The organism is Gilliamella sp. X-46, from assembly GCF_057063525.1.
In genome coordinates, this window is sequence record NZ_JBXSQH010000005.1 from 42,409 (window position 1) to 68,033 (window position 25,625).

26 protein-coding genes are annotated in these 25,625 nt (G+C 34.6%); 7 read left to right on the forward strand and 19 right to left on the reverse strand.

The genetic code is table 11. The features are described from left to right. The first annotated feature begins 75 nt into the window (after positions 1-75). From ACYIAJ_RS05705 to ACYIAJ_RS05715, 3 genes are all read left to right on the forward strand, one after another. Positions 76-1,848 carry an AAA family ATPase gene (locus tag ACYIAJ_RS05705; RefSeq protein WP_483564449.1) on the forward strand — a complete coding sequence of 591 codons (1,773 nt, stop codon included), beginning with the start codon at positions 76-78 and terminating at the stop codon, positions 1,846-1,848. 116 nt (positions 1,849-1,964) lie between these two features. Then, the gene (fabA, locus tag ACYIAJ_RS05710) at positions 1,965-2,486 is read left to right on the forward strand and encodes a bifunctional 3-hydroxydecanoyl-ACP dehydratase/trans-2-decenoyl-ACP isomerase (RefSeq protein WP_483564450.1); all 522 of its coding nucleotides are present in this window, start codon (positions 1,965-1,967) and stop codon (positions 2,484-2,486) included. Positions 2,487-2,679: 193 nt separating this feature from the next. Further along, a complete protein-coding gene (locus ACYIAJ_RS05715) occupies positions 2,680-3,156 on the forward strand; it encodes a thermonuclease family protein (RefSeq protein WP_483564451.1) in 477 nt (158 codons plus the stop codon). 223 nt (positions 3,157-3,379) lie between these two features. Here the strand turns inward: ACYIAJ_RS05715 and ACYIAJ_RS05720 are convergent, their stop codons facing one another. From ACYIAJ_RS05720 to ACYIAJ_RS05735, 4 genes are all read right to left on the reverse strand, one after another. Then, complete coding sequence (locus ACYIAJ_RS05720) at positions 3,380-3,655, reverse strand: DUF5339 domain-containing protein (protein ID WP_483560039.1); 276 nt, start codon at positions 3,653-3,655, stop codon at positions 3,380-3,382. A gap of 173 nt (positions 3,656-3,828) precedes the next feature. Further along, positions 3,829-4,038, reverse strand: coding sequence for a transcription antiterminator/RNA stability regulator CspE (gene cspE / locus ACYIAJ_RS05725; RefSeq protein WP_483560037.1), 210 nt, complete (start codon positions 4,036-4,038; stop codon positions 3,829-3,831). A 305-nt stretch (positions 4,039-4,343) separates the two neighbouring features. Next, complete coding sequence (gene proC, locus ACYIAJ_RS05730) at positions 4,344-5,153, reverse strand: pyrroline-5-carboxylate reductase (protein ID WP_483564452.1); 810 nt, start codon at positions 5,151-5,153, stop codon at positions 4,344-4,346. A gap of 126 nt (positions 5,154-5,279) precedes the next feature. Further along, entirely contained in the window at positions 5,280-6,221 is a 942-nt protein-coding gene (locus tag ACYIAJ_RS05735; protein WP_483564453.1) for a type IV pilus twitching motility protein PilT, read from the reverse strand. A 37-nt stretch (positions 6,222-6,258) separates the two neighbouring features. Between ACYIAJ_RS05735 and ACYIAJ_RS05740 the strand changes: the two genes are divergently transcribed. After that, positions 6,259-6,960 carry a YggS family pyridoxal phosphate-dependent enzyme gene (locus ACYIAJ_RS05740; protein WP_483564454.1) on the forward strand — a complete coding sequence of 234 codons (702 nt, stop codon included), beginning with the start codon at positions 6,259-6,261 and terminating at the stop codon, positions 6,958-6,960. A 36-nt stretch (positions 6,961-6,996) separates the two neighbouring features. Beyond that, positions 6,997-7,554 (forward strand): YggT family protein, encoded by a 558-nt coding sequence (locus ACYIAJ_RS05745; RefSeq protein ID WP_483564455.1) that lies wholly within the window; start codon positions 6,997-6,999, stop codon positions 7,552-7,554. A gap of 260 nt (positions 7,555-7,814) precedes the next feature. Here ACYIAJ_RS05745 and ACYIAJ_RS05750 read toward each other — a convergent pair whose 3' ends face one another. The 4 genes from ACYIAJ_RS05750 to corA all read right to left on the reverse strand — a co-directional run bounded on the left by ACYIAJ_RS05750 (position 7,815) and on the right by corA (position 10,601). Then, positions 7,815-8,237, reverse strand: a complete 423-nt coding sequence (locus tag ACYIAJ_RS05750; RefSeq protein ID WP_483564456.1) for a YcgN family cysteine cluster protein — start codon at positions 8,235-8,237, stop codon at positions 7,815-7,817. Continuing rightward, the gene (locus tag ACYIAJ_RS05755; RefSeq protein WP_483560026.1) at positions 8,234-8,482 is read right to left on the reverse strand and encodes a YcgL domain-containing protein; all 249 of its coding nucleotides are present in this window, start codon (positions 8,480-8,482) and stop codon (positions 8,234-8,236) included. The genes ACYIAJ_RS05750 and ACYIAJ_RS05755 overlap by 4 nt, the downstream gene beginning before the upstream one ends. Before the next feature lie 22 nt (positions 8,483-8,504). Beyond that, the gene (glk, locus tag ACYIAJ_RS05760) at positions 8,505-9,464 is read right to left on the reverse strand and encodes a glucokinase (protein WP_483564457.1); all 960 of its coding nucleotides are present in this window, start codon (positions 9,462-9,464) and stop codon (positions 8,505-8,507) included. Between the two features lie 195 nt (positions 9,465-9,659). Then, entirely contained in the window at positions 9,660-10,601 is a 942-nt protein-coding gene (corA, locus tag ACYIAJ_RS05765) for a magnesium/cobalt transporter CorA (protein ID WP_483560023.1), read from the reverse strand. A 218-nt stretch (positions 10,602-10,819) separates the two neighbouring features. On the opposite strand from corA, the gene ACYIAJ_RS05770 reads away from it, so the two are divergent. Together ACYIAJ_RS05770 and ACYIAJ_RS05775 are read left to right on the forward strand one after the other, a co-directional pair. Further along, a complete protein-coding gene (locus ACYIAJ_RS05770) occupies positions 10,820-11,338 on the forward strand; it encodes a single-stranded DNA-binding protein (RefSeq protein WP_483564458.1) in 519 nt (172 codons plus the stop codon). 405 nt (positions 11,339-11,743) lie between these two features. Beyond that, positions 11,744-12,088 carry a MarC family protein gene (locus tag ACYIAJ_RS05775; RefSeq protein ID WP_483564459.1) on the forward strand — a complete coding sequence of 115 codons (345 nt, stop codon included), beginning with the start codon at positions 11,744-11,746 and terminating at the stop codon, positions 12,086-12,088. Positions 12,089-12,110: 22 nt separating this feature from the next. Here ACYIAJ_RS05775 and ACYIAJ_RS05780 read toward each other — a convergent pair whose 3' ends face one another. From ACYIAJ_RS05780 to ptrA, 11 genes are all read right to left on the reverse strand, one after another. Beyond that, a complete protein-coding gene (locus ACYIAJ_RS05780) occupies positions 12,111-12,803 on the reverse strand; it encodes a DUF2461 domain-containing protein (RefSeq protein ID WP_483564460.1) in 693 nt (230 codons plus the stop codon). A 3-nt stretch (positions 12,804-12,806) separates the two neighbouring features. Next, a complete protein-coding gene (kdsB, locus tag ACYIAJ_RS05785) occupies positions 12,807-13,571 on the reverse strand; it encodes a 3-deoxy-manno-octulosonate cytidylyltransferase (protein ID WP_483560020.1) in 765 nt (254 codons plus the stop codon). Between the two features lie 17 nt (positions 13,572-13,588). Beyond that, the gene (locus ACYIAJ_RS05790) at positions 13,589-13,774 is read right to left on the reverse strand and encodes a Trm112 family protein (RefSeq protein WP_483560018.1); all 186 of its coding nucleotides are present in this window, start codon (positions 13,772-13,774) and stop codon (positions 13,589-13,591) included. Between the two features lie 3 nt (positions 13,775-13,777). After that, positions 13,778-14,785: a tetraacyldisaccharide 4'-kinase gene (lpxK, locus tag ACYIAJ_RS05795; protein ID WP_483560016.1), complete on the reverse strand. Its 1,008-nt coding sequence runs from the start codon at positions 14,783-14,785 to the stop codon at positions 13,778-13,780. 101 nt (positions 14,786-14,886) lie between these two features. Further along, positions 14,887-17,196 carry a DNA internalization-related competence protein ComEC/Rec2 gene (locus ACYIAJ_RS05800; protein ID WP_483560014.1) on the reverse strand — a complete coding sequence of 770 codons (2,310 nt, stop codon included), beginning with the start codon at positions 17,194-17,196 and terminating at the stop codon, positions 14,887-14,889. A 298-nt stretch (positions 17,197-17,494) separates the two neighbouring features. Continuing rightward, positions 17,495-17,785 carry an integration host factor subunit beta gene (gene ihfB, locus ACYIAJ_RS05805; protein ID WP_091349902.1) on the reverse strand — a complete coding sequence of 97 codons (291 nt, stop codon included), beginning with the start codon at positions 17,783-17,785 and terminating at the stop codon, positions 17,495-17,497. Positions 17,786-17,883: 98 nt separating this feature from the next. Continuing rightward, entirely contained in the window at positions 17,884-19,566 is a 1,683-nt protein-coding gene (gene rpsA / locus ACYIAJ_RS05810; protein ID WP_483560013.1) for a 30S ribosomal protein S1, read from the reverse strand. 117 nt (positions 19,567-19,683) lie between these two features. Beyond that, positions 19,684-20,364, reverse strand: coding sequence for a (d)CMP kinase (gene cmk, locus ACYIAJ_RS05815; RefSeq protein WP_483560011.1), 681 nt, complete (start codon positions 20,362-20,364; stop codon positions 19,684-19,686). Position 20,365: 1 nt separating this feature from the next. Continuing rightward, positions 20,366-21,649, reverse strand: coding sequence for a 3-phosphoshikimate 1-carboxyvinyltransferase (gene aroA / locus ACYIAJ_RS05820; RefSeq protein WP_483560101.1), 1,284 nt, complete (start codon positions 21,647-21,649; stop codon positions 20,366-20,368). An 18-nt stretch (positions 21,650-21,667) separates the two neighbouring features. Then, entirely contained in the window at positions 21,668-22,540 is an 873-nt protein-coding gene (locus ACYIAJ_RS05825; protein WP_483564461.1) for a helix-turn-helix domain-containing protein, read from the reverse strand. A gap of 114 nt (positions 22,541-22,654) precedes the next feature. After that, positions 22,655-25,549, reverse strand: a complete 2,895-nt coding sequence (ptrA, locus tag ACYIAJ_RS05830; protein WP_483564462.1) for a pitrilysin — start codon at positions 25,547-25,549, stop codon at positions 22,655-22,657. Positions 25,550-25,625: the final 76 nt, after the last annotated feature.

The window sequence follows — 25,625 nt, forward strand, 5'->3', positions numbered from 1 at the left end:
GGTAATCTGTTGGCGATACACCTGATACTTGTTATAATTTAAATTTAAAATAAGCTAACAAAAAAGATAACAATTTTGGCCATTACACAACTCAACGCACAACAAATCCAACCTAATTTATCTTATATTTCTGGATTTAGTAACAAAACTAATACTTCAAAAGAATTAGCATTAGAAAAATCGGAACATTTACTCATGTGGCAACCACGTGTTGCATCTGCCTTGTCGCTGTTGTGCCCTAATAAGAGAGTATGCTATAGCCCACGTTTTATGTTGCTTAAAGCCCCTGAAAGTGAACTTTTTTTTGATCTATTACGGCAAGCTATTAAAGTCAATTTATCAGCTCCCCCAATTGGTTACAGTTATTTTTTCAACGAAAACAAAATTATACTAGCTGAAGCGAAAAGCAAACAAGATAATTTTGCCACTCAAGACAATTGCTTATTTGCCTCTTCCGTTGATGCTGAAAAACTTTTTGGTTGTGTTAGACAACCTGAAAATGGCCCAATTAAATTACAAGCAGGACTAGTCCATCGTACTAATGGTGGCATTTTAATTTTAGGCCTTCGCTCGTTGCTTAATCAACCATTGCTATGGGCAAAGCTAAAGCAAATGGTGATAAAAAAAGAGTTTGAGTGGGTTTCATCTGACGAATCTCATCCTTTACCTTTATCTATTCCACCAATGCCGCTTGACTTACGTATCATTTTAGTTGGAGATAGGTTAAGTTTAGCTGAATTGCAAGATTTAGAGCCTGAATTTTATTCAACATCTATTTATGCTGAATTTGAAAATGAATTGCAGGTCAAATCGCCAGAACAAATCGAACAATGGATTAATTATTTAAATTTTATCGCGAACAAACAACAATTACCTAATATTGATACCTTAGCTTTTGCAAAAATTTACAAAGAAGCAACGCGCTATACTGGTGATCAATATTATCTACCACTTTCAGTTGACTGGATTAATTCATTATTAGTCAATGCAACTTACTTTATGCAAAATAATGTAATAGATGAATCAGCGATTACAATTGCGATAAAGAAAAAATCATGGCACGAAGGTTATTTGCAAGATAGAGTGCATGATGAAATCTTTAGTAATCAAATAATGATTAATACTAAAGATCAAGTCATTGGACAAATAAATGGTTTATCAGTAATTGAATATCCAGGAAATCCCAAAGCTATAGGTGAACCTACACGTTTAAGTTGCCTTATTCATTTTGGCGATGGTGAGCTAATTGATATTGAACGCAAAACAGAATTAGCCGGTAATATTCATTCAAAAGGAATGATGATCATGCAAGCCTTTATTATGTCTGAGTTTGCGTTTAATCACCAATTACCTTTTTCGACTTCTTTGGTTTTTGAGCAATCTTATAGTGAAATTGATGGTGACAGTGCTTCGCTTGCCGGACTTTGTGCAATCATTAGCGCTTTATCTCAGCAACCTATCGATCAGCAATTGGCTGTAACTGGTTCAGTGGATCAATTTGGTCATGTTCAAGCAATTGGTGGTGTTAACGAAAAAATTGAAGGATTTTTTGCCGTTTGTCAGCATCAAGGCTTAACAGGTCAACAAGGAGTGATCATACCAGCCACCAATCAACGCCATCTAAGTTTAAGTGATGAAGTTATTGAAGCTATTGAACAAGATAAGTTTTCAATATGGACAGTTGAACATATTGCCGATGCTCTTTATTTGCTTACAGGTATTCCGTATAAAGATAAAAGTAGTATCAATCTTTACCAATTAATTCATGCACGTATGCAGGCAGTATTATTACAAGACAAAAAACAAGATAGTTGGCTAAGTAAATGGCAAAAATATTGCAAAAAGTAGCAATACCCAATAAACTTTAGCCCAAAATTTTATTCATTATGGAATAAAAAAGAGATCTAAGTAACTTTCAATTTTTTAAGGCATGTTTTAATTTACATTAAATAAAAGGTTTTTTTATGACATTTGAACGTAAATCATCGTACGATAAAGCTGATTTAATTAAATCAGGAAATAATGAATTATTTGGTCATGATGGCCCCCCATTACCATCTGATTTAATGTTAATGATGGATCGTGTTATCGAGATGAATGAAAACGGTGGTAATTTTGGCAAAGGTTTTGTCGAGGCCGAACTTGATATTAATCCTGATTTATGGTTTTTTAAATGTCATTTTAAAAATGATCCAGTTATGCCTGGCTGTTTAGGGCTTGATGCTATGTGGCAACTAGTTGGATTCTATTTAGGTTGGATTGGCGGTAAAGGTAAAGGACGAGCTTTAGGTGTTGGCGAAGTTAAATTCACTGGACAAGTATTACCAGCCAATAAAAAAGTGACCTATAAAATCCATTTTAAACGCGTAATTAACCGTAAATTAATTATGGGGATTGGTGATGGTGAAGTTTTTGTTGATGGCAAACTAATTTACCAAGCGTCTGATTTAAAAGTAGGTCTATTTCAAGATACCAACGCATTTTAATTTAACGTTATCTTTCTCTATCAGCTTTACTCTATATGAGTAAGGCTGCATGTCATGGCTTTTCTTATCATGTTCAAAACATAAGTAATTGTGAAATAACTGATTAATTTTCAAATAAAAACAACCTCGCAGCTTACTGAGTTTAAATAACCAATGTATAATAATACAAATTTTATATCTTCCCTTATTAATAATGAATCACTTAAAACGTTTATTTGTTTGTATCATTTTATTTTGTTTATCGAACACATTAGTTTATGCTGATTTCAGCGGTAAAGTTGTTAAAGTCATTGACGGTGATACAGTGGATATTTTAACCGTCAAAAAACAAAAAATCCGTGTTCGTTTACTTGATATCGATGCCCCAGAAAGAGGACAAGCTTATGGTAATGCATCTCGTAAATATTTAGCATTCCTTATTTCGGGTAAAAATGTATTTGTGAAAGAAAACAAAAAAGATGTTTATAAAAGAATCTTAGGTACTATTTTCTTAAATAAAGTTAATATCAATGCAAAAATGGTCGAAAATGGTTATGCTTGGGCATATCGTTATCATAACGTAGCTAACAATAGAATAATGGTAAAACTCGAGGCAAATGCTAAACAAAACAAAAAAGGGCTATGGAAAGATAAACATCCAATAGCTCCTTGGGATTTTCGTCATAGATAGCCAAACTCGCATTAGATATATAAATACAATTCGAATGTGTTGCGTGCGTTCGTTTATTGTAAATTCGACCTGTATTTAGCATCAATTTTTATCGCTTTCCCCAGAGGTTATATGCTAACATTGTTCTAGGCATAACGCGTTGTTATTGTTAGTTTTTAGCGGAATAATATTATAACAACATCTTTATACCTTTTTATTTTTTTGTTGAAAATCAACCGCCCTACTATTTTTTAAGAAAGCTTGCTCCAACTTGTTGAAGTAAATCCATACCTTGTTTACAAGCTGACTCTTGATTAGCTGCAGGCATTGAGGAAATTTGTTGTTTACCCATTTCTAAATTTTGTCTAATTAAATCAGATTGTTGTTTAGTTAGAGAACCTTTAGGAATAGCTTTGACTAAACTTTCAACTTTATCAAAATAGGTTTTACATAATTCAGGTAAATCCGCCATAGAAATTGAAGAAAAACCTAATAACACAATAAACAGTAATCTTTTCATTTTCTTTCCTTATATCATAAGTTTGTTGATAATATCATTAAAAATGATAATTAATACTAGGAATAGCCAGAATATGGTAAAGAATTTAAGGAGGGAAGTCTATATAAGAAAATACCCTATCAATAACTATTTACCGATAGGGGGTAGCAAAATTAAAAAATAAAATTTAAATCTTAGATGATGGTAACATCCGCTGCTGCAGGACCACGAGGACTGTCTTGAATTGAAAATTCTACTTGTTGACCTTCACCTAATGTTTTAAAACCATTACCAGAAATCGCAGAAAAGTGTACAAATACATCTTTGCTACCATCCGCAGGAGAAATAAAACCAAAACCTTTACTTTCGTTGAACCATTTAACTTGACCAGTTTTCTTAGACATAATAATCTTCCTATAAATAAATTAATCTTAGCCACTAGAGGCTATACTCAAAAACATAAAACCTAGGTTACTTAACTAACACGAAGAAGAAGATACTGAAGAAAACTAATCTCTAAGACAAAGTAAACTACAAACTACATATATCTAAATGTTATAAAATAAATCCGCATGTCATATGCTTAGCTCTATTTACGCATAAAAAAGCAAGTAATGCAAGCAATCATTTAAAAAAGATTATTAATAATTAAAACATAAAAAATTATAACTTTTAATTCAACGACATAACATTATAAATTTATGCCTTATTAACTCTCGGCCATTTCTTTTGATTTTTTTATAGCTGCATCTACCGCATTAATAACTGCAGATCTAAATCCTTTTTCTTCAAGCGCATGAACACCTTCAATGGTCGTACCAGCAGGTGAACAGACCATATCTTTTAACTCACCTGGATGTTTACCAGATTCAAGTAACAGCTTTGCCGATCCCATAACTGCTTGTGCTGCAAATTTGTAGGCTTGAGCTCTTGATAAACCGCCTTTCACAGCACCATCAGCTAGTGCCTCAATAAACATAAAAACAAAAGCTGGAGAAGAACCACTCGCACCAACAACTGCATCGATTAAACACTCAGAAACAACTTCAGTTTCACCAATACAATTTAATAATTGTTGAACTATAGACAATTCTTCATCGGTAACTTCAGTGTTGGGAGTAATAGAGCACATAGCAGCATTGACAAGTGCTGGCGTATTTGGCATAACACGAATAATTTTTTGCTCATAACCTACACATTTTGCAATTGTTTTAATTGTAACACCCGCTGCAATTGAAATAACGATAGTATTCTTCTTTAATTCTTTTTGAATATCATTAAGTACATCAACAATCACATTAGGTTTAACGGCAACAAATACAATATCAGACTCGCGAGCAACCTCTCTTGCAGAATCAAGATTATTAATTGAATAAACCTGATTAAGAACCTGACCTTTTTCTAAATGAGGATCATAAACATACATTTGTGTTCCAGAAACAATATTGCTCGCTAAAATACCTTGTAATATAGCATTGCCCATATTGCCTAAACCAATAAAACCAATTCGCTGTTCCATTTATTATCCCTTCTTTTACAAAAGACTATTTGAAAGATTATAAATGATTTTAAATATAAATCTCAAAATTTTGCATTTAAAAATGCAACGCTAACTTTTATAAACTATAAACAATAGCAAATGGTGTTAACGTTCTGGCATCACTTGCATACCATATTGTTGGCCTGTTTGCATTAGTGAAAAGATTTGTTTGATCTTCCCTTCATTGATTAAATTACTGACAGCAGGTGTATTTATAAGGATTTCAAATAATGCTTTACGACCATTCTCAGCGGGTACTAACTTTTGACTTATAATTGCTCTTAAATTATTTGATAGTTGTGTACGAATAAAATTACGAGAACTTTCATCAAATACATCAACAATACGATTAATACTTTGAATAGCAGAACACGTATGTAACGTAGCAAAAACTAAGTGCCCCGTTTCTGCTGCTGTCAATGCAGTTTGGATAGACTTTTTATTGCGCAATTCACCAAGCAATATAATGTCAGGATCTTGCCTTAAAAGGCTATCAAGCGCATGGTCAAAATTCGTAAGTTCCCGTTGCTGAATTAATGAATATTGATTGTGATAAATAAATTCAATAGGATCTTCTAAAGTAAGAATGTGTTTAGATTGAGTCGAGTTAATGTGCTCAATTAATGATGCAAGCGTCGTCGATTTACCACATCCTGTAGCCCCCGTGACTAAAATAATCCCACTGTCATGCGTTATGAGTTCTTTAAATACCTCGGGAGCACCTATTTCTGCTAAATCTGGAATATGAGTTTTGATGATTCTAAATACTGCAGAAATACCACGCTGTTGATAAAATATATTGATTCTAAAACGCCCTATTCCAGGAGATTGGTAGGCTAAGTCAATTTGTTTATCTTGCTGTAATTGCGCTTTTTGTGATTCATTGAGTAACGTTAATAGTTCACCTTCTAAGTCTAAAGGCGATAACTTTTCATTTGATAAACATTTTAATTGTCCATTAATGCGAATGCGTGCAACTTCACCACTTGAAAGGTGCAAATCGGATGCCTTTTGCGTTACACTAAGCGATAACAGTGAATTTAACATTACATTTAACCTATTAGTTTATTAATTGGGAATTAATATGAATACAGTACGTGACAATTTACTCACTATTAAAAGCAAAATTCAAAAAATAACCGAAAGATGCGAAAGAGATCCCAATACAATAGAACTTATTGCTGTTAGTAAAACAAAGCCGGTGACCTTAATCAAACAAGCAATTGATGCAGGCCAACTTTCTTTTGGGGAAAACTATGTTCAAGAAGGTATTGAAAAGATCCAGCACTTTAAACAAACCCTTCCCAATACTCCATTAACGTGGCATTTTATTGGTCCATTACAATCAAACAAAAGTAAATTAGTTGCCGAACACTTCGATTGGATGCATACCATTGATCGCTTCAAAATCGCACAACGTTTAAATGACCAGCGCCCTACATCAATGGCTAAATTAAATGTATTAATTCAGGTCAATATTAGTCAGGAAGCAAGTAAATCAGGGATTTTACCTGACCAAGTCGCTGATTTGACTAAGCAAATACTTACATTACCCAATTTAAAGTTGCGCGGTTTAATGGCTATTCCTGAAATCGAAAATGATTTTGACAAACAATTACATGTCTTTACTAAAATGCAGGAACTGTTACATTCTTTACAATCCGATTATCCATTTATGGACACATTATCTATGGGCATGAGTAACGACATGGAAGCGGCGATTGTTGCAGGTAGCACAATGGTTCGCATCGGTACGGCAATTTTTGGAGCAAGGCAGTATTTGTGATATATTGCCTAGATAGTTTATTTTAAGGAGTGTTAAATGGCATCGCTTTATTTTTTAGGAAAAACCCTTTTAACGATATGCTTATACGTTTTAATTTTGCGCTTATGGATGCAACGAGTACGAGTCAATTTCTATAATCCATTTACCCAATTTATTGTCCGAATAACCCAACCAATTATTGCTCCATTACGTAAAGTTATTCCCTCTATTAAACAGATAGATACAGCTACATGGGTTCTTTTATACTTTTTTGCTTTCATAAAAATTACGTTTATTGGCCATTATGGAATCATCAATAATTTTAGCTGGCCTGTTGGATACCTCTTATATGCCATTGCTGCCATCGCTCATGCTTTTGGACATCTACTATTTTTGTTATTACTATTTAGAGCAATTTTAAGCTGGGTAAGCCGAGGACAATCGAATGCTGATGAGTTGCTTACACAGCTAACAGAACCATTTATAGCACCAATTCGACGCGTCGTACCACCTATTGGTATGATCGATATTTCATTTATGATTTTTGTATTTATTTTGATGTTTTTAAATATGTTTGCTATCGATATTATTGGGGATTTATGGCTTGTACTTTAAATTCAAATAAGAGGAAACAATAGCTTCTTTAAGTTATGAACAAAGAGCTCGTTTTTTAGCGAGCTTATTTTGATCTAATAAAAATAAGTAAATAACTACAAGCCTTTCCAATACTAGAAGTTACCCAATAAAAGCAGTCAGGAAAGATATTGATTTTATTTAAGTTTTTATTTTTTTTCTTTAAGAGAAATCACATCATTGATATGCTAAATTAAATCATATAAAGGCTGGTGAACAATCTGAGGACACTATAACCCTTTTTAGAGAATATGATCTTCCCAACAAATCACATCTTTTTCATAAACAATCCGATTTTTAACAGAAATTTTTAGCTTGTGCATAAGCTTCTTATTACCTGTAATAAGAGGATGCCAATCGGGCAATCTCCCCGTTTCAGAAAAATAGCGATAAGTGCAAGTTATAGGTAACCATTTAATGGTGAGAAGATTATCGCGAGTCAACTTGATACAATCAGGTTCGTAATCGAAGCGGTTATAATAGTGCTTACACTGGCAAGTATTCGAGTCTAGCAAATTGCAAGCTACGTTAGTGTATAATATTTCGTCGGTATCTTCGTCCATCAATTTATTTAAGCAACACTGGCCACAACCATCACAAAGTTGTTCCCATTCTTCATCACTCATTTGTTCTAGGGTTTTGTACTCCCAAAATGATTCAATCATACTTTAAAATCATCTTCTTTTAACATTTGTAAAAAAAATCCATCAGTTTTAATTTTTTCTTCTATTTCATCAGAGGTACCAACAACAAAACGGCGTTTTCCGTCAAGTAATACCTTCATTGTAAACACTGGGATACCAAAAAGAGACATTATTTTTTCAGGAATAGCGGAAAAATCGTTTTCCTTTCCTATATATAAATAACAATTTTCTTTTTTAGTACTTCGATAAATATAACACCACATCATAAAAAACCTTTACTTATCAATATTATGTAAGACAATTTTGCAAATAAACACCAGCACCCAACAAACCAGGATCTTCATGAGTTATCACATAAACAGGAACTTTTTTGACTAAATATGACATACGACCTTTATGTTCAAAAGCCTGTCTAAATGGTGATGCCTTAAAAAACTCAATAAAGCGAGGCACTATGCCCCCAGCAATATAAACACCACCCTGCGTATTAAGCGTTAATACTAAGTTACCGCCAAAACGCCCCATAAAAGTACAAAAATAGGTTAAAGTTTGCAAGCAAAGTGGACAACTATGTGATAAAGCATTCTTAACAATAATATCTGGTGTAACCTCCTCTACTGGTTGACTGTTAATATGTAACAACGCTTGATAAATATTAACAATACCATTACCGGATAAAAAACGCTCAGTCGAAACTCGTCCAAATTTTTTGCGTAGTTGTGCTAAAATACGGTATTCATCGTCACTTATCATCGGAAGTTCAGTATGTCCCCCTTCTCCAGACAAGCTAATCCAACGTTCATTGACTTTAATCAAATGTGATACACCAAGCCCTGTGCCTGCTCCATAAATTGCAATGGGATAATTTAAATCAGGTTCATCGCCACCAATTTTTACAAGATCCTGTTTTGGTAATTTAGGAATTGACGTTGATACAGCAGTAAAATCATTAATTACCTCAAGCTTAATCAGATTTAATTCTTTAACAAGCTCAGAGCGTGAAAATGACAAATTGTTATTGGTCATTTTGATCACATCACTATCATCAATCGGACAAGCAATAGCAATACATGCCATTTCAACGATTATTGATTGGGATGCTAAATAGTTTTTAATTAATGTTAATAACACATCATCTTTTGCAATAAGTACTTTAGTAATTGCAGATAACTCATTGGTCTCTAAATTATAAAGTGCAAATCGTGCATTGGTTCCACCAATATCGGTGACTAGTGCATATTGATTCATGCTATTTCCTTTGGTGACAAATTAATTTTATTCAAATAACAAGCTTTAACCATCAATAGAAGAAAACATAATGGCAACTATTATTAAATAGTTATATTAAACTCTTTTAATTACCTTACATGAATAAGACAAAGATGATTTCCGCTAAACTATCAAAGTATTCACGGATAAAGACAACAGGGTTAAGTAAATAATCTATAACCATTTTTTCAATTTAAAATAAATATAAGGAGCAACACCTGCTAGTAACATTAATAGTAATGAAAACGGGTAACCATATTCCCATTTTAATTCGGGCATAAATTCAAAGTTCATACCATAAGCAGAAGCAACCACAGTTGGAGGTAGAAACACAACCGAAACAACCGAGAAAATTTTAATAATTCGACTTTGTTCAATATTAATGAAACTGGTTGCCGCTTGCATTAAGAAGTTCACTTTCTGAAATAATGACTCATTATGAGGAACAAGTGATTCAATATCGCGAATAACTTCGCGAGCTTGTTCTAGCTGATCTACAGGCATTTTTGCACGACGAACTAAATAGTTAACTGCACGTTGACTATCCATTAAACAAAGCCTTACTTTCCACGCGGTATCTTCAAGCTCTGCCAATGAAGTGATTGCTTCATCATAATGTTCTTGTGCAGAACGATCCATAATAATTAAACTTAATTCTTCTAATTCACTATAAATATTTTCGATTTGATCTGCTAACTGCTCAACTTTGACTTCAAATAAGTCAAGTAACACTTCATAAGGATTACCATCACTCATACTTTGATAGCGCGATCGCATGCGATACAACCGAAATGCAGGTAAATCACGTTCACGTAGTGTAAATAAACGTCCATTATGCACTGTAAAAGCCACAGTCGAGTTACCTGCACGATCTTCTGCATCTTCATAAAAGAAAAAAGAGTGAACATGTAGCCCTTCATTATCTTCAAAAAAACGAGCTGACGCTTCGATATCATCTAGCTCGATACTCGTTGCTAAGTTTTGTCCTAAATGTGTTAAAACAAAATCGCGATCGGCTTCTTCTGGTTCAATTAAATCAACCCAGGTTGCATTATTTATATCGCCTTCATTAATTTTTACTAATTGTTTGTTTTTTAGCCCAAACGCATTAATCATAAGGCCTCCTGTAGGGGAATAATCTTTTAGAACACAACATTAACAAATGTTTGGCATTATACCCGTTATAACAATAAATTCCTATGTCTAAGCCAATCTTTCTATATTTTTACAAAATGAGGACAAAATTCCATTATTGAATTAAATTCGCTGATATTACTGCAGTCTCATGTTACAATATGCGGCTTAAATACTTATGCAATTTTTAGGAGTTAATAATGGCCAATAGAGGAATAAATAAAGTCATTTTAGTTGGTAATTTAGGTCAAGATCCCGAAGTTCGTTACATGCCCAATGGTAATGCAGTTGCTAATTTTAGTGTCGCAACATCAGAATCATGGAAGGATAAACAAACAGGTGAAACCCGAGATCGTACTGAATGGCATCGTGTTGTTGTATTTGGTAAACTCGCTGAGATCGCAGGCGAGTATATAAAAAAAGGCACTCAAGTCTACCTTGAAGGACAACTACAAACGCGAAAATGGCAAGATCAATCAGGGCAAGATCGTTACACGACAGAAGTTGTGATCAATCCAATTGGCGGTATTTTACAAATTTTAGGATCACGTAATAGCGGTGAAAATATGGATGGTAGTTCACAAAACTGGGGACAAAGTGCTAATAATGCTTCATCAGCACCAGCGTCTCAATCTCGTCCGACAACACAAAACACACCGGCACAACCTGCAGCTACACCAGAACCCCCAATGGATTTTGATGACGACATCCCATTCTAAAATCATCATTCATTTATCATACAATATTGGGCGTTAACTTACGCCCGATACCATTTTCTATTCATTTCAATTATACTTAACAGAACTTTTGTCAGACCTAAATAAATCTACACTAGAACTTATACAAACTATCGGTTTTGGTTTAATTTTATTTATTCAATTAACGAATCCATTAACCACAGTGGTACTTTTATTAGGTCTATCCGGTGATATGACCAATGAAGAACGTAATTACCAATCAAAACTAACCTGTATTTATGATTATGGTAGTGTCGTTTTATTGCGGGCAATTGGTGATGAGTACGTTTGGTATATCGATTCCTGGATTACGCATTACTGGTGGTATGATTGTTGGCATTATTGGCTTTAGAATGTTATTTCCACAACAGCCATCATATAAAAGCCTTGAAGCAGATGCAAAAAAGAAAGAGATCTCAAATAATATCGCTTTTGTTCCACTCTCCATGCCAAGTACCGCTGGTACCAAGAACCATAGCAATGATCATCAGTATGTCATCAACAGTAAAAATTGGTGGCTATGACGTTTACACTGTCTCAATATTAGTGCCTTTATTGCTATGTATTATTCTTTGGTTTTGTATGCACAGTGCCGGCAGCATAATACGTTTTATGGGGAAAATTAGCATTAAAGCCACTTCAAGAATTATGGGATTTTTATTAGTTTGTGTTGGTACACAATTTATAATCAATGATGTTAAAAAACTTATATTAAGCTTGCCTAATATTTAATATAAAAATCAATTTAACAAAATTAAAGAGCTGGTATGTTTTTAATCATCTCCACTCGCATTAAGTAATCATAAAACGGGACTAGCTGTTTAAACCCTTTAGCCAATTTTTGGGGTAAATCACTATTTAACACGTCTTCAATATGATTGCTTGTCACCATAACCGCAAGGTTTTTTCGGTTATACCATGTAGCTATTTTTGCATCTTGCTCTTTGATTAACGGTCGTTTATAACTTTCACCAACAAGCTCAAATGGTTTTTTAACACAATGCGTCATCGCTAAAAATTTCTTAGTATCATTAAGGATTTCTTTCCGAAAAATATCCATCGTTTGTTTTGATGAACAATAATAACCAAGACCATATCGATAACTACTTGGATTAATTTCAAAAAAGTAAGCGGGAGCTTCTTTCCAATCTAGATTAGGTCGTTTAAACGTTAACCATAGCCGATTACGATAAAGTGATTTATCATTTGAAAAACGGGTATCGCGATATATACGTGAAATCGTTTTACCAATAGCAGGACGAGTTTCAAACCACTCATCAATTTTGAGCATTTCTGGTGTTAGTTGTTCAACCAAAAGTCTAAACGGCTTGACTAAATCATTATCATAAATAGCACGATGTTCTTCAAACCATAGTTTGCTGTTATTTATCCAAACGTCTTGCAAAAAATTAAGACCAGCTTGGGTAAAGCCGGTAAAATCAGCCATAGATCAATCCTTAAATAGTGCCCTTACTTTTTCTAAATCTTCTTGCGTATCGACGCCAATTGCTGGCGATTGCTTTGCAACTGCAACATGTATTTTTTCGCCGTACCAAAGTACTCTAAGCTGTTCTAACATCTCAATTTGCTCAAGTGTAGATGGCGCCCAATTAATATACTTGCGAATAAAACCAGCGCGATAAGCATAAATACCAATATGGCGAAGATAAAAATTACCAATACTGGACTGTTTTAATAGATCAACCGATTTAGAAAAACGATCGCGTTCCCAAGGAATCGTAGCACGAGAAAAATAAAGCGCATAACCCTTTTTGTCGGTCACAACTTTAACCGCACCGGTATTAAATGCTTCTTCAACAGAATCAATTGGCACCGCTAATGTTGCCATTCCCGTTTTATATTGCACCAAATTTTCAGCCACTTGGTCAATAATAACAGGAGGAATTAAAGGTTCATCCCCCTGCACATTAACAATGATTTCATCATCAGCAAATTGGAAAGCATTAATAACTTCTGCCAACCTTTCTGTACCAGAATTATGCTTGTCACTAGTAAGAATGACTTCACCACCATACGCTTTGACTACATCAAAAACTTGTTGATGATCAGTTGCAATAATCACTCGATTAGCTGACGATTTTTTTGCTTGCTCCATCACACGCACAATCATAGGTTTACCGTGAATATCCGCCAATGGCTTAGCAGGTAAACGGCTTGAAGCATACCTAGCAGGAATAATAACCGAAAAATTCATAACTAATGCCTTATATTTTATTCTTGAACAGACGGTGATTGATTTAGTGGTTTTGCTTCACATTCAAGCAAAACAGGAATGCTATCTTTTATTACATAAACCAGATTATCTGCTTGGCAAATCAACTGCTGGTTGTTGGCATCATATTGTAGTTGGCCATGGCACTTAGGACAAGCAAGTGCGCTTAATAGGATTTCTTTCATATTTTATTCTCTTTGAGATTTTGTCTTAGCTAATAACAAACAGATTTGATCAATTGCCTCATGAGGTATTACCGCATCAATAGGTAGATACCACCAATTTTTCTGGGCAAATTGCCTACATTTAACTGCATCTTTTTCAGTCATTAAAAGTGTTTGTTCACAACTTGCCAAATCATTTAATAGTGGCAAAGTAAATTTTTGATGATCAGCAAAAGAAGCTGTTTTAACCACATCAATTTTCATGTTGATGAGCATATCAAAAAAACGTTTTGGATTACTAATACCCGCAATAGCACAAATATTTTGCAATGAAGATAATGCTTTTTTTTCTTTAGTTAGCAAATTTACTGCATATAGTGGTGTTAATTGCATGGTGTACGTTTTATTTGGATACTGTTCAGCCAGATTATTTACACTATCACCGTTTATAATAATCAGATCAACCGATTTTAATCGTCTTTTTCGCTCTCTCATTGGTCCGGCTGGCATCCACCATCCATTACCAAATAAACGTTTTCCATCAACCACTACCACTTCAATGTCGCGTGCTAATGCATAATGTTGCAAACCATCATCAGTCAAAATAACATCTAAATCATACTGCTTTAATAATGATTGAACAGCTTCAGCTCGATGGGGCGATACCGCGACAGGCACATGAGTACGTTGAAAAATAAGTACCGGCTCGTCACCAGCTTGTTCGGTTGTGGTTGTATTATTTAAAATAAGCGGATAGTTATCAGCCTTACCACCATACCCTCTCGAAACAACTCCGACTTGTAACCCTTTTTGTTTTAACGATTCAATTAAACCAACAACCAGTGGCGTTTTGCCATTACCGCCAACAGATAAATTGCCGATAATGATAATAGGTATAGGAGAACGCCAAGATTTAAGAATACCTAACCGATACAAAGAGCGACGAACAAAAACAATCAAACCATATAGTAAAGAAAATGGTATAAGTAACCAAAATAAACGATTTTTACCATACCATAGTTTTTCAATCATAACTTTAACATCACTCAATTAAATTTTGTAAAATTGTTTTATATTCCAATGTCTATATAACAATTATTAAAATAGCTGCTTATAACAAATAATAGCTTATTTTACTCATAAATGGGTAAACTACCAAACCAATCATGATACCATCGAGGTTTAATTTCACCCCGCATAGTTTTTAATTGCCAGGTTTGTTTATCAAAAAATAGACTTATTTGGCCACTCTTCGCGGTAACAAAATAATCTAATTGTAAATCTTGATATTTTTTCATTACCTTAGTGGAAGGCAATTTCCAAGGGTTATAACGGGAAGTAGAAACTAACGACCTTAGCGGTTTAACATGACTTAAAAAAGTATAACTTGATGACGTACTACTACCATGGTGTGGCGTTTGCAAAATGGTCGAAGCTAGCTGATTTCGATACTTAGACACTAACTGATATTCCTGATTTCGCTCTAAATCCCCAGTTAATAATACAGAAAAGTTCCCATCAGTTACTTGTATTACACAAGAGTCCTCATTTTGGGCATATTCAACCAATTTATTAGGCCACAATATATTAAATGTCAACTCGTTCCAATTAACACGATTACCAGCTAAACATGAATAGTCATTATTTAAATCAAAAGAGGAACTCATTAACCATGCCTTAGGGTAAATTTTTTGAAGCAATTTCAAACCTCCAACATGATCATTATGTTGATGACTAATAATAATGCCTTGTACATTCAAATTATGCCATTGCAAAAAAGGAATAATCACCTTTTCCATAGCGGAACTTTTTCCCCAGTTGGCTCCCGTATCATACAAAATAGCTGACTTTCCATCATGAATAACAATCGCCAATCCATGACCTACATCGAGCATATCCAATCGCCAACGATAATGCTGATGTTTAAAAAGTGGCGTAACTAATAGCATAAAAATGACGAATAAAGTAATTCCAAAACAACGCCACGCTCCAGTGCGTATTATAATGACAATTAGCCAGCCCAAAAAACTTAACAAATAAAAGTATGAAGGAATATTAAGCCACAATAAATTAAACCAATTCAAACTGAAAAATAACCATTCCAACGATTTATCAGCAACCATCCACCACCATAATGCGATATAAAAACAATCCATAAGACTAAATGCCAACGCAAATAAAACAGCAGGAAAAGTGCATAATGAAATAATAGGAATAGCAATTAAATTCGTTAAAATAGAAACCACACTAACGCCCTGAAAAACAAAAAGTTCAATAGGCAATAACAACAAGGTTAACCCCAATTGCAGATGCAATAACCTAACCATATACCAACGCTTTTTATACTTTATTTCTTGAGGTATTGGTAACCATTCAAATAAAAAAATTAAGCTAATTACCGCATAACAAGATAACCAAAAACTCTCAGATAAAATCATCAACGGATCAAACAACAATAACAACGCAATAATTCGATTAACTTTTTGCCATGCACTAATTTGATGCTTTTTATAACGTAAATAGATCCAAATTGATAAAGCCAATATAGCACGCAATGTAGGTGGACTGAAACCAGTTAACCATGCATAAAAAAGTGCACATAACCAACCAACGATAATCGGTACAAAAAAATAGATAAAACGTTTCGGAATAAAAAACAGAACAGTCTTAACAAAAAAACAACTAAGACCAAAAACTAATAAAATATGCATACCAGATATTGCCATTAAATGAGCAACACCTGTTTGCATCATCACAGTACGAAGCGAATCATCTAATTGAGAACGATCACCAAAAGCAAGGGCAAGGAGTATGCCTCGATAACTAAACAAATCAATGTAAGGTAATGCCAAGTCAATAATAGATTGTTTTAAATTAGACTTACCATCTAACAGTTTGGCTTCAATTACTTTAGCAGATAATAGACTTCGGTTTGCTATCGAAAAGCGCTGGCTATCAAATCCCCCCTCATTTAAATAGCTATGCACAACTTTTGTTTTTAGTGTTAACTGCCAGATTTGACCCGATTTTGGTATAGCTAAATCATCCCAATAAACTGAGATCAGAATATCATTAGAAAGCGTAACATCTGAAATAGAAAAAACAGAAAATGACATATAATAAGGTTCAATAGCTGTTGTAGCTTGTCTAGTATTGATATTTTGGACTTTGGCTTTAACAACTAGCGTTTTATCGATATAAGGCGAAATACTTGATAAATATTGCTTAGAATAAGCAGTAGACCACAAAACACCTAAACCAAACACAACAAAAATAGACAAATACCAACTCAATTTAGCCGGAAAAATCAAGGTCAAAATGACTAGGATAATGGCAATAAAATACCACTGAAGATCAGATAATAAATGTGGCAAAAACAATAACGGTAAACAACCTAATGAAAACATGATCGCCAATAAATCAAGAGAACAAAATTGTCGCATCTGCGCTCGCTATATTCATTCAAATAAAAAGTCAGCTTATCAATTGATATTATAAAAAAATAACTGAATTTGAATCTTTCGATCTGAATTCCATTTTAACCATTAATCTTGATAAGATTTACTGAAATTACATGTAACGATTCAGAGATTGTTAACGATGATAACTAAAGAAACGTTGATTTGTTTTAACTAATTAATTATGGAGGGGCCTAGATAAAATAAGAGGAGTTCAATTGTTTACAATAAAAAAGCCATTGATTTGACTCAAAGGCTTTTAGCTAAGTATAGAATTTAAAGACTATGCTTTTGCTGCATTATTTACTCTCTCACGCAGCTCTTTACCCGGTTTAAAGTGAGGAATATATTTATGTTTAACTTCAACATTACCACCGGTTCTTGGGTTTCTTGCTTTACGTGGTGCACGATAGTTTAAACTAAAACTACCAAAGCCTCGAATTTCTACACGATCGTTACTTTCCATAGCTAAAGCGATCTGCTCAATGATATCTCTAACTGAATCATCAACTAGTTGCATAGGAAGATGTGTCCGCCAGTTAACAATTCGTTCTACTAAATCTGATCTGTTCATGATCACTCCTAATTTATTTATGTGGCACGTAACTTTTTCATTCTATACCATAAAAGAAAAAGAGGGCAAGCCCTCTTTACTCTTTACATCAATATTTTTTACTCAGTTTTTGATGCGGCTTTGAATGCTTCAGCCATCGCATTAGTAAATGATGCATCTTCTTGAGTTGCAGTGTTATTTACCGCAGCAAGTGCTTCTTTTTCGTCAGCTTCATCTTTAGCACGTACCGATAATGAAATTGCACGAGTTTTACGGTCAATATTCACAATTTTAGCTTCAACTTCATCACCTACTTTTAATACAGTTGTCGCATCTTCAATACGCTCACGAGCGATATCTTGTGCTTTTAAGTAACCTTCGATACCTTCAGCGATTTCGATAGTCGCACCTTTAGCATCAACTGCAGTTACAGCACCTTTAACAATTGTACCTTTTTTGTAGTTAGAAGCAAAACTACTGAATGGATCGTCTTCTAGTTGTTTAATACCTAAAGAGATACGCTCACGTTCAGCATCAACTTGTAACACAACCGCCTCAATATCATCGCCTTTCTTATAAGCTTTAACCGCTTCTTCACCAGGCATATTCCAAGAGATATCTGAAAGATGAACTAAACCATCAATACCGCCATCTAAACCAATGAAAATACCAAAATCAGTGATTGATTTGATCTTACCGCTAACTTTATCACCTTTATTGTGTGATTCAGCAAACTGTAACCATGGATTTGGTTTACATTGTTTAAGACCAAGAGAAATACGACGACGTTCTTCATCAATTTCAAGAACAATTACCTCAACTTCATCACCTAAGCTAACCACTTTAGATGGGTGAATATTTTTGTTTGTCCAATCCATTTCAGAAACGTGAACTAAACCTTCGACACCTGTTTCGATTTCAACAAAACAACCGTAGTCAGTTAAGTTAGTTACCTTACCTGTTACTTTAGTACCTTCAGGGTAACGTTTAGCAATTGAAACCCATGGATCTTCGCCTAATTGTTTTAAGCCAAGTGATACACGTGAACGGTCTTTGTCAAATTTAAGTACTTTAACAAGTAATTCTTGACCCACTTCAACCACTTCACTTGGATGTTTAACGCGTTTCCAAGCCATATCAGTGATATGAAGTAAACCATCAACGCCACCAAGATCAACAAATGCACCGTAATCAGTAAGATTTTTGATAATACCTTTAACTTCAGAACCTTCTTGTAGATTTTCAAGAAGTTGTTCTCTTTCTGCGCTATTTTCTGATTCAATAACTGCACGACGTGAAACAACAACGTTATTGCGTTTTTGATCTAATTTAATAACTTTTAATTCAATTTCTCTGTTTTCGATATGAGAAGTATCGCGTAATGGGCGAACATCAACAAGCGAACCTGGAAGGAACGCACGAACGCCATTAAGATCAACCGTAAAGCCACCTTTAACTTTACCATTGATAACACCTAAAACTGTTGCAGCATCATCAACTGCTTTTTCTAAAACTAGCCACGCTTCATGACGTTTAGCTTTTTCACGAGATAAGATTGTTTCACCGAAACCATCTTCAATTGAGTCAAGTACAACATCAACAACGTCACCGACTTGAACTTCTAATTCGCCTTGGGCATTTTTAAACTGCTCTACTGGAATTGCCGATTCAGATTTTAAACCAGCATCAACTAAAACAACATCTTTGTCGATAGCAACGACAGTACCGCGGATCATATTACCAGAACGAGTGTCTAGTTGATTTAAAGACTCTTCAAAGAGTTGAGCAAAAGATTCAGTCATATTTTTATATCTTAAATTAATATTAACGTCCACATTACATCCTGTCTTATGGGGTTATTTACGATACTCCACTCATCCTTGAAATAGAGCTTGGTTAACACACGCTGTAAAACAAACTTACAACGCAATTCTTTTGTTTATATACGTAATAGATTGATTAAAAACATCTTGAATCGAAAGCGATGTAGTATCAATTATTAGTGCATCAACAGCAGGTTTTAGCGGCGCAACAGCCCGATTACGATCACGCTCATCACGCGCAGTTATCTCCTGCAAAATTTCGGCGAATTTAACATGATTTTGCTTATGTTGCAACTGTTTCATTCGCCTTTCTGCACGAGAGTGCGCACTTGCATCAAGAAAAATTTTAACTGGCGCATCACTAAACACCACGCTACCCATATCACGACCATCAGCAATCAAGCCTGGAGCTTTCCTAAAGTCACGTTGGCGCTGTAATAAAGCTGTTCTAACAGAATTAATTGCGGCTACTTTTGATGCTACCCCACCCGTTTGTTCTGTACGAATTTCGTTAGTGACATCAACATTATCTAATAACACTTTAACGTCACAACCATAAGTATCAAACGTTAGTGGCAAATTAAGGGCTAATTGGGCTAATTGACTTTCATCATCCAACGCAATGCCTTGCTTAAGTGCGCTAAGTGCTAGTACACGATAGATAGCGCCAGAATCTAAAAGATGCCATTTAAAATGATTAGCTAACGCTTGGCATAAAGTGCCTTTACCAACACCACTTGGCCCATCAACAGCAACAACGGGAACAAATTTATTCATTTTATTCTTCGCTTAATCGTTTAAATTGTTCAAAATAATCAGGAAAAGTCTTCATTGTGCATTTAGGATCTAATATTGTCACAGACGTATCAGAAAGTGCCACCAATGAAAAACACATAGCGATACGATGATCATTATAAGTTTCAATTTCAGCATGGGTTAATTTAGCGGGTGGCACAATAGTAATATAATCGCGACCTTCATCAACGGTTGCACCAACCTTTTTTAACTCCGTAGCCATTGCATGTAAGCGATCAGTTTCTTTAACTCGCCAATTATAGATATTGCGAATGGTAGTAGGAGTTTTAGCAAACAGTGCTGTTGTAGCAATGGTCATTGCCGCATCAGGGATATGGTTCATATCCATATCAATACCGTGTAATTCACCACATGAACATTCAATATAATCATCAGCCCAAGTTACTTTAGCGCCCATTTTTTCAAGCACATGGGCAAATTGTGTATCACCTTGTAAACTTTTTTTACCAATACCCGTGACTCTCACTGTGCCACCTTTAATTGCAGCCGCTGCTAAAAAATAAGAAGCAGAAGAGGCATCGCCTTCAACTAAATAATCACCTGGCGCTTGATAACACTGATTAGCTTTAATAATAAATTTTTGATAGTTATGATTTGTCACCGAAACACCAAAAATAGCCATCATTTTGATAGTAATATCAATATAAGGTTTAGAAACCAAATCGCCAATTATGGTAATTTGAGTATCATTTTGGGCTAGTGGCGAAGCCATTAATAACGCAGTTAAAAACTGGCTAGATACCGAGCCATCAACATCAATGTTACCACCAGTAAAACCACCTTGAATATGTAGCGGCGGATAACCTTTATTTTCAAGATAATCAATTTTAGCACCACCTTGGCGTAGAGCATCAACTAAATGACCAATCGGACGTTCCTTCATACGTGGCTCGCCGGTTAACACAATGTTATTATGACCAAGGCATAATGCCGCAGCTAAAGGACGCATAGCAGTCCCTGCATTACCTAAAAATAGTTCTAAGGCATGGGTCGATTGCAAAATTCCGCCCACACCTTGAACATCACAAATGGTGCGATCATGTGATAGCTGATACTTAACACCCAAGGCCGCAAGTGCATCAAGCATATAACGCACATCATCACTATCAAGCAAATTAGTTAAGCGTGTATTACCTTTACTCAATGCTGATAGTAATAACGCACGATTAGAAACACTTTTTGAACCTGGCAAATTAATAGTACCATTAAATCTTTTTATCGGTTGTAATGTTAGGGATAACATAATGACTCTCTTTAATATTCTTTAAAATTTTTCTAGTGTCGTTTTTAATAAATCAATTGCTTGCCTATCTTTAGCACTATTTTGCCATAACTCATCAAATAAATGTCGATACCTTTTAATAGCATCATAAGATGACGTGATCGACGCAATACCGGTAGTTACATTAGGTAACTCACCTAATCGAAATGGACTCATTGCTAATGAAATAGGATTTCCATCCTGATAAAAAATTTGAAAAGCGATTGATGGAATAGCTTCTTGTGTAATAGCAATAGTTGGAGCAAAGGATTGTTGTTCTATCAGTTCAATTAAATGATAAACTTCTTTACGTGCTAATAACATTCTTTCAGACTTCTTACCTGGCGAAATTGTCAGATTTCCTACTAAGCCAATATGCAAAAAACGCTCTACATTACGTAAGCTAATTAAATTGATAACCTTTGGAACTGATTGATGAAACTGCTTTTTACGTTCTTTTAAAATCGACAAAATAACTGAATATTTTTGATGATCAATCAACTCGTTTGATTCATTTAGCATCATAGCTAAATGAGTCAAATAATCAGGTGAAGTTAATAAAAATGAAAAAGGGTCGAAATGAGAATAGATATGGGTTGATTGTTCTTCTAACTGGCGCATACGCTCAAAAAAACCGTCACCACTCGAGTAATATTCGGTATCAATTCCAAGCAAACTCGCAAAAGAAGTATCGAGTAACAAGGCCAACCGTTCTAAAGTTTCGATTTTAACGATTTCGCCTTTTTCTAACCGATAGACTGCTGCTCTTGAAATTTTAAGACTGTCAGCAACATCTTCAGCCTTCAGCGAAGCGGCAATCCGATACGCACGTAAACGTTGACCTATAGCACAATAATCAATCGATCCAGTAATCATAATATACTCAAACTATTGGGATTTTGGCAGTGTATCACAAGGTGATAGCAATGCCAATTTTTGGCAAAATGTTTCAGATGTAACCTATATTTTCATCAACAACTTAAATAATACTTATTTTAATAACTCATTTTGCAATGCCGATACATTTTCAAATTCAGTAAACTCAGAAATTGCTTCTGGTTGTTTAGCACTATCTTCACGCTTACCAAGAACTTGCGATGCAAATACAAAACCTTTTTTATCCATAACTGAACGTCTATAAAAATCAACTAAATCTTGTTGAGTGATTTTTTTCAATTGTTCAATTTTTTTGTTCCGTGAATCAAACGCAAAACGCGAATTCCGATAGTCAGCCATATAACGACTAAACTCTTCATCCAATGTTTGCGGGGGCATTTTCAATTCATCAAGTGCCGCTTTTTTATATTGATCTATATTTTCTTTAGATAATGCTTTAAGCTTATTTAATATAACAGGATAGAATTCTTGATAACGCTTAAATAAATAAGCTGGATCGTATTGGTTGCTTTGAATGATAAAACTCATCCCTACTGAATCCCCTACTGTAACAGGGCCAGCAAATACAGCGTAACCAAGTTGCTCGTTAGTACGCAATTGATCAAAAAACCATGGCGATATGATTTTAGACAGAGTATAACTTATCATGCTACTACTAATTCGATCATAACCGGTTGGAATATAGCTCATCATCAAAGCATTATCAGTGCTTTTCGCATGTTGAGTCATTTTGGCCTCCAATGATTTTTTGATCTGAATATTATCAACAGGAGTAAATTCAACATCACGTACTAGTGTTTTCTGGATGGAATGATAAAGATCTAAAGAATCTTCGTTAGACAAATTACCCAAGCTAACCATATAAGGTACTGAGTGGGTTAATAAATTATCGCGATAAGTTAACACGTCATTAATAGTCATGGTTGCTATAATTTGACGTCTCTCATCCCGTTCAAAATAATGCGGTAAATCTGACAACTCATTAACAGGATTAACCGCCAACCGATAACTTTTAGCATGCTCAAATTTATCCAATTCTTGCAAATACCAAGATTTAGCTAATACTAAACTTTGCTCATCAATCGTCACATTGCGATAACTATTAAGTATTGCTGTCACCATTTTAGGTAGATGCTGACTGAAGCCGCTAGCTGAAATCATCAGGCCATTATCATTATTCGTTGATAACGAAATACCCGCAACCCTAGCCTGAAATCGTAATTGTTCTAAATTACGACTTGCAATGTAATCAAGTAGATTAAAAGCGACTTCTGCTTTAGCGTCACTAAAAGCCTCGTTATTCCGTAACGAAAGCACAATCACCGCTTTAGGTTCAGTTTTGAAATATTGACTAACAAAATGGAGATGATTACCACGTTTACTAAACCCAGCTGGTTGAGCTTGAGCACGGTTTTGCTTCACAATTGAAAAATCGTCAGGAATATAAGGATTTAATTCAGGTAAACTAAATGTGAAATTTTTGCCTAAAGCCAACCAATTCGCTTTTTGCTCACTAGTAATATTATCGATTTTATAAGGTGCGTCTACAAAATAAGCCGTCTTATTAGTTGTTTGATTTGGTGAAATAATCCAAACTCTAACGTTATCGGGCGTTAGGCTTTTTAAGCGAGCGGTGATCGCTGTTTTATCAAAATTATTAGCAATAAAATCAGAATTTAATATATTTTTAACGGGGTACAACAACATCTGATCAGATAGCCATTCCACATAAGACATATCACGCTCAACATCCTGATACTTAAATTCTAACGCTAAAACTTTCTTAAGTTCTTCATAATAAGCATCAGAAATTCCTTGCTTTTGAATTAACTGTAAATAATTAAAAATAGCCCCAATAACTTTATCTTTTTGAGCGAGACCATCGTTGGTTAAGCTCACATTAATACTCAACATACCGCTATTACCATAACGGATAGGATTGATAGACGAACTAATACCCTCAATAAGCCCCTGCTTTTGTAACTGATCAGACAACGTGTTAGGGCTACTATTATCAATTAAATAAGTGATATATTCATCGCTTTTATCAGCAAATTTATCTAAATTGTTTTCCATTGGAAATTGTAAAAATAGCAATTTCTTAGGTTGCGCTGGCACCATTGCAATCTGTTTGCTTAGCACATTTGGTGTGATCGCTGGCTTATCAACTATTGGAGCATTAATGTTTTTATTAGGGATTTTACCAAAGGTGTTTTCAGCTAATTTTGCTAATTTATTGATTGACTGATTACTATAAATTACCCCCACCATGATATTAGACGAATAATAATCTTTATGAAAAGTCACTAAAGCATCTTGTAATTTACTACTTGGCTTATCACTTAATGTTTCTAAATTGCCACCCGAAAATTGTGCCGATGGGTGATTAGGGTTAATAGTTTCGGAATTAACTTGTTCAATACGAAAACCATCGTTCGATCTAGCCATCGTCATTTCGGCATTAACAGCATTGCGTTCTTTATCGGCAAATTTAGGATCTAAATTGGGCTCAGCAATAGCATCAGCTAAATGATCTAGCGCTTTATCAAATGCGCTATTTTCGACCTCAAAATAAAACGCAGTTCGATGTGTGGCAGTACTGGCATTATAGCTACCAGAATGAAGACTTAAAAACTGAGAAAAGCTAGCTGGTTCGGGATACTTAGTCGAGCCCATTAGCACCATATGTTCAGTATAATGCGCCAAACCTTGCTGATCTTTAGGATCTTGCAGAGAACCCACTGGCAATGCTAATGATGCCAGAGATTTTACGGCTTTAGAATCTGACACGAGTAATACCCGCATTTTATTTGCCAGCTCAATAACTTCATATTGTCGTTTATCGCGTTCGCTTTGTTGTACTTTTTCTAGCAAAACAGGCGTTGTTAGCTTGTTTGCGATAGCAAAAGATGAAGATGAAGTAGTAAGCAGTAACGCAATAAACCCACTAATAATAAAATTAATTAATTTTTTGTTTTTATAAACCATAATATCTGCTCGCTCAACTCAGTTTTAAAAGTAACAACAAAAAGTAACTTTATCCAAATACAACTGTATTTTAATA

What these genes read in the sequence shown, in the direction of transcription:
- ptrA (WP_483564462.1), bottom strand. Translation starts at nt 25,549, where the DNA reads ATGGTTTATAAAAACAAAAAATTAATTAATTTTATTATTAGTGGGTTT.
- proC (WP_483564452.1), bottom strand. Translation starts at nt 5,153, where the DNA reads ATGGAACAGCGAATTGGTTTTATTGGTTTAGGCAATATGGGCAATGCT.
- ACYIAJ_RS05800 (WP_483560014.1), bottom strand. Translation starts at nt 17,196, where the DNA reads ATGCGACAATTTTGTTCTCTTGATTTATTGGCGATCATGTTTTCATTA.
- ihfB (WP_091349902.1), bottom strand. Translation starts at nt 17,785, where the DNA reads ATGAACAGATCAGATTTAGTAGAACGAATTGTTAACTGGCGGACACAT.
- ACYIAJ_RS05770 (WP_483564458.1), top strand. Translation starts at nt 10,820, where the DNA reads ATGGCCAATAGAGGAATAAATAAAGTCATTTTAGTTGGTAATTTAGGT.
- kdsB (WP_483560020.1), bottom strand. Translation starts at nt 13,571, where the DNA reads ATGAATTTTTCGGTTATTATTCCTGCTAGGTATGCTTCAAGCCGTTTA.
- ACYIAJ_RS05740 (WP_483564454.1), top strand. Translation starts at nt 6,259, where the DNA reads ATGAATACAGTACGTGACAATTTACTCACTATTAAAAGCAAAATTCAA.
- ACYIAJ_RS05750 (WP_483564456.1), bottom strand. Translation starts at nt 8,237, where the DNA reads ATGATTGAATCATTTTGGGAGTACAAAACCCTAGAACAAATGAGTGAT.
- lpxK (WP_483560016.1), bottom strand. Translation starts at nt 14,785, where the DNA reads ATGATTGAAAAACTATGGTATGGTAAAAATCGTTTATTTTGGTTACTT.
- ACYIAJ_RS05720 (WP_483560039.1), bottom strand. Translation starts at nt 3,655, where the DNA reads ATGAAAAGATTACTGTTTATTGTGTTATTAGGTTTTTCTTCAATTTCT.
- cmk (WP_483560011.1), bottom strand. Translation starts at nt 20,364, where the DNA reads ATGAATAAATTTGTTCCCGTTGTTGCTGTTGATGGGCCAAGTGGTGTT.
- ACYIAJ_RS05755 (WP_483560026.1), bottom strand. Translation starts at nt 8,482, where the DNA reads ATGATGTGGTGTTATATTTATCGAAGTACTAAAAAAGAAAATTGTTAT.
- ACYIAJ_RS05790 (WP_483560018.1), bottom strand. Translation starts at nt 13,774, where the DNA reads ATGAAAGAAATCCTATTAAGCGCACTTGCTTGTCCTAAGTGCCATGGC.
- fabA (WP_483564450.1), top strand. Translation starts at nt 1,965, where the DNA reads ATGACATTTGAACGTAAATCATCGTACGATAAAGCTGATTTAATTAAA.
- ACYIAJ_RS05745 (WP_483564455.1), top strand. Translation starts at nt 6,997, where the DNA reads ATGGCATCGCTTTATTTTTTAGGAAAAACCCTTTTAACGATATGCTTA.
- ACYIAJ_RS05780 (WP_483564460.1), bottom strand. Translation starts at nt 12,803, where the DNA reads ATGGCTGATTTTACCGGCTTTACCCAAGCTGGTCTTAATTTTTTGCAA.
- rpsA (WP_483560013.1), bottom strand. Translation starts at nt 19,566, where the DNA reads ATGACTGAATCTTTTGCTCAACTCTTTGAAGAGTCTTTAAATCAACTA.
- ACYIAJ_RS05715 (WP_483564451.1), top strand. Translation starts at nt 2,680, where the DNA reads ATGAATCACTTAAAACGTTTATTTGTTTGTATCATTTTATTTTGTTTA.
- ACYIAJ_RS05735 (WP_483564453.1), bottom strand. Translation starts at nt 6,221, where the DNA reads ATGTTAAATTCACTGTTATCGCTTAGTGTAACGCAAAAGGCATCCGAT.
- corA (WP_483560023.1), bottom strand. Translation starts at nt 10,601, where the DNA reads ATGATTAATGCGTTTGGGCTAAAAAACAAACAATTAGTAAAAATTAAT.
- ACYIAJ_RS05825 (WP_483564461.1), bottom strand. Translation starts at nt 22,540, where the DNA reads ATGATTACTGGATCGATTGATTATTGTGCTATAGGTCAACGTTTACGT.
- cspE (WP_483560037.1), bottom strand. Translation starts at nt 4,038, where the DNA reads ATGTCTAAGAAAACTGGTCAAGTTAAATGGTTCAACGAAAGTAAAGGT.
- glk (WP_483564457.1), bottom strand. Translation starts at nt 9,464, where the DNA reads ATGAATCAATATGCACTAGTCACCGATATTGGTGGAACCAATGCACGA.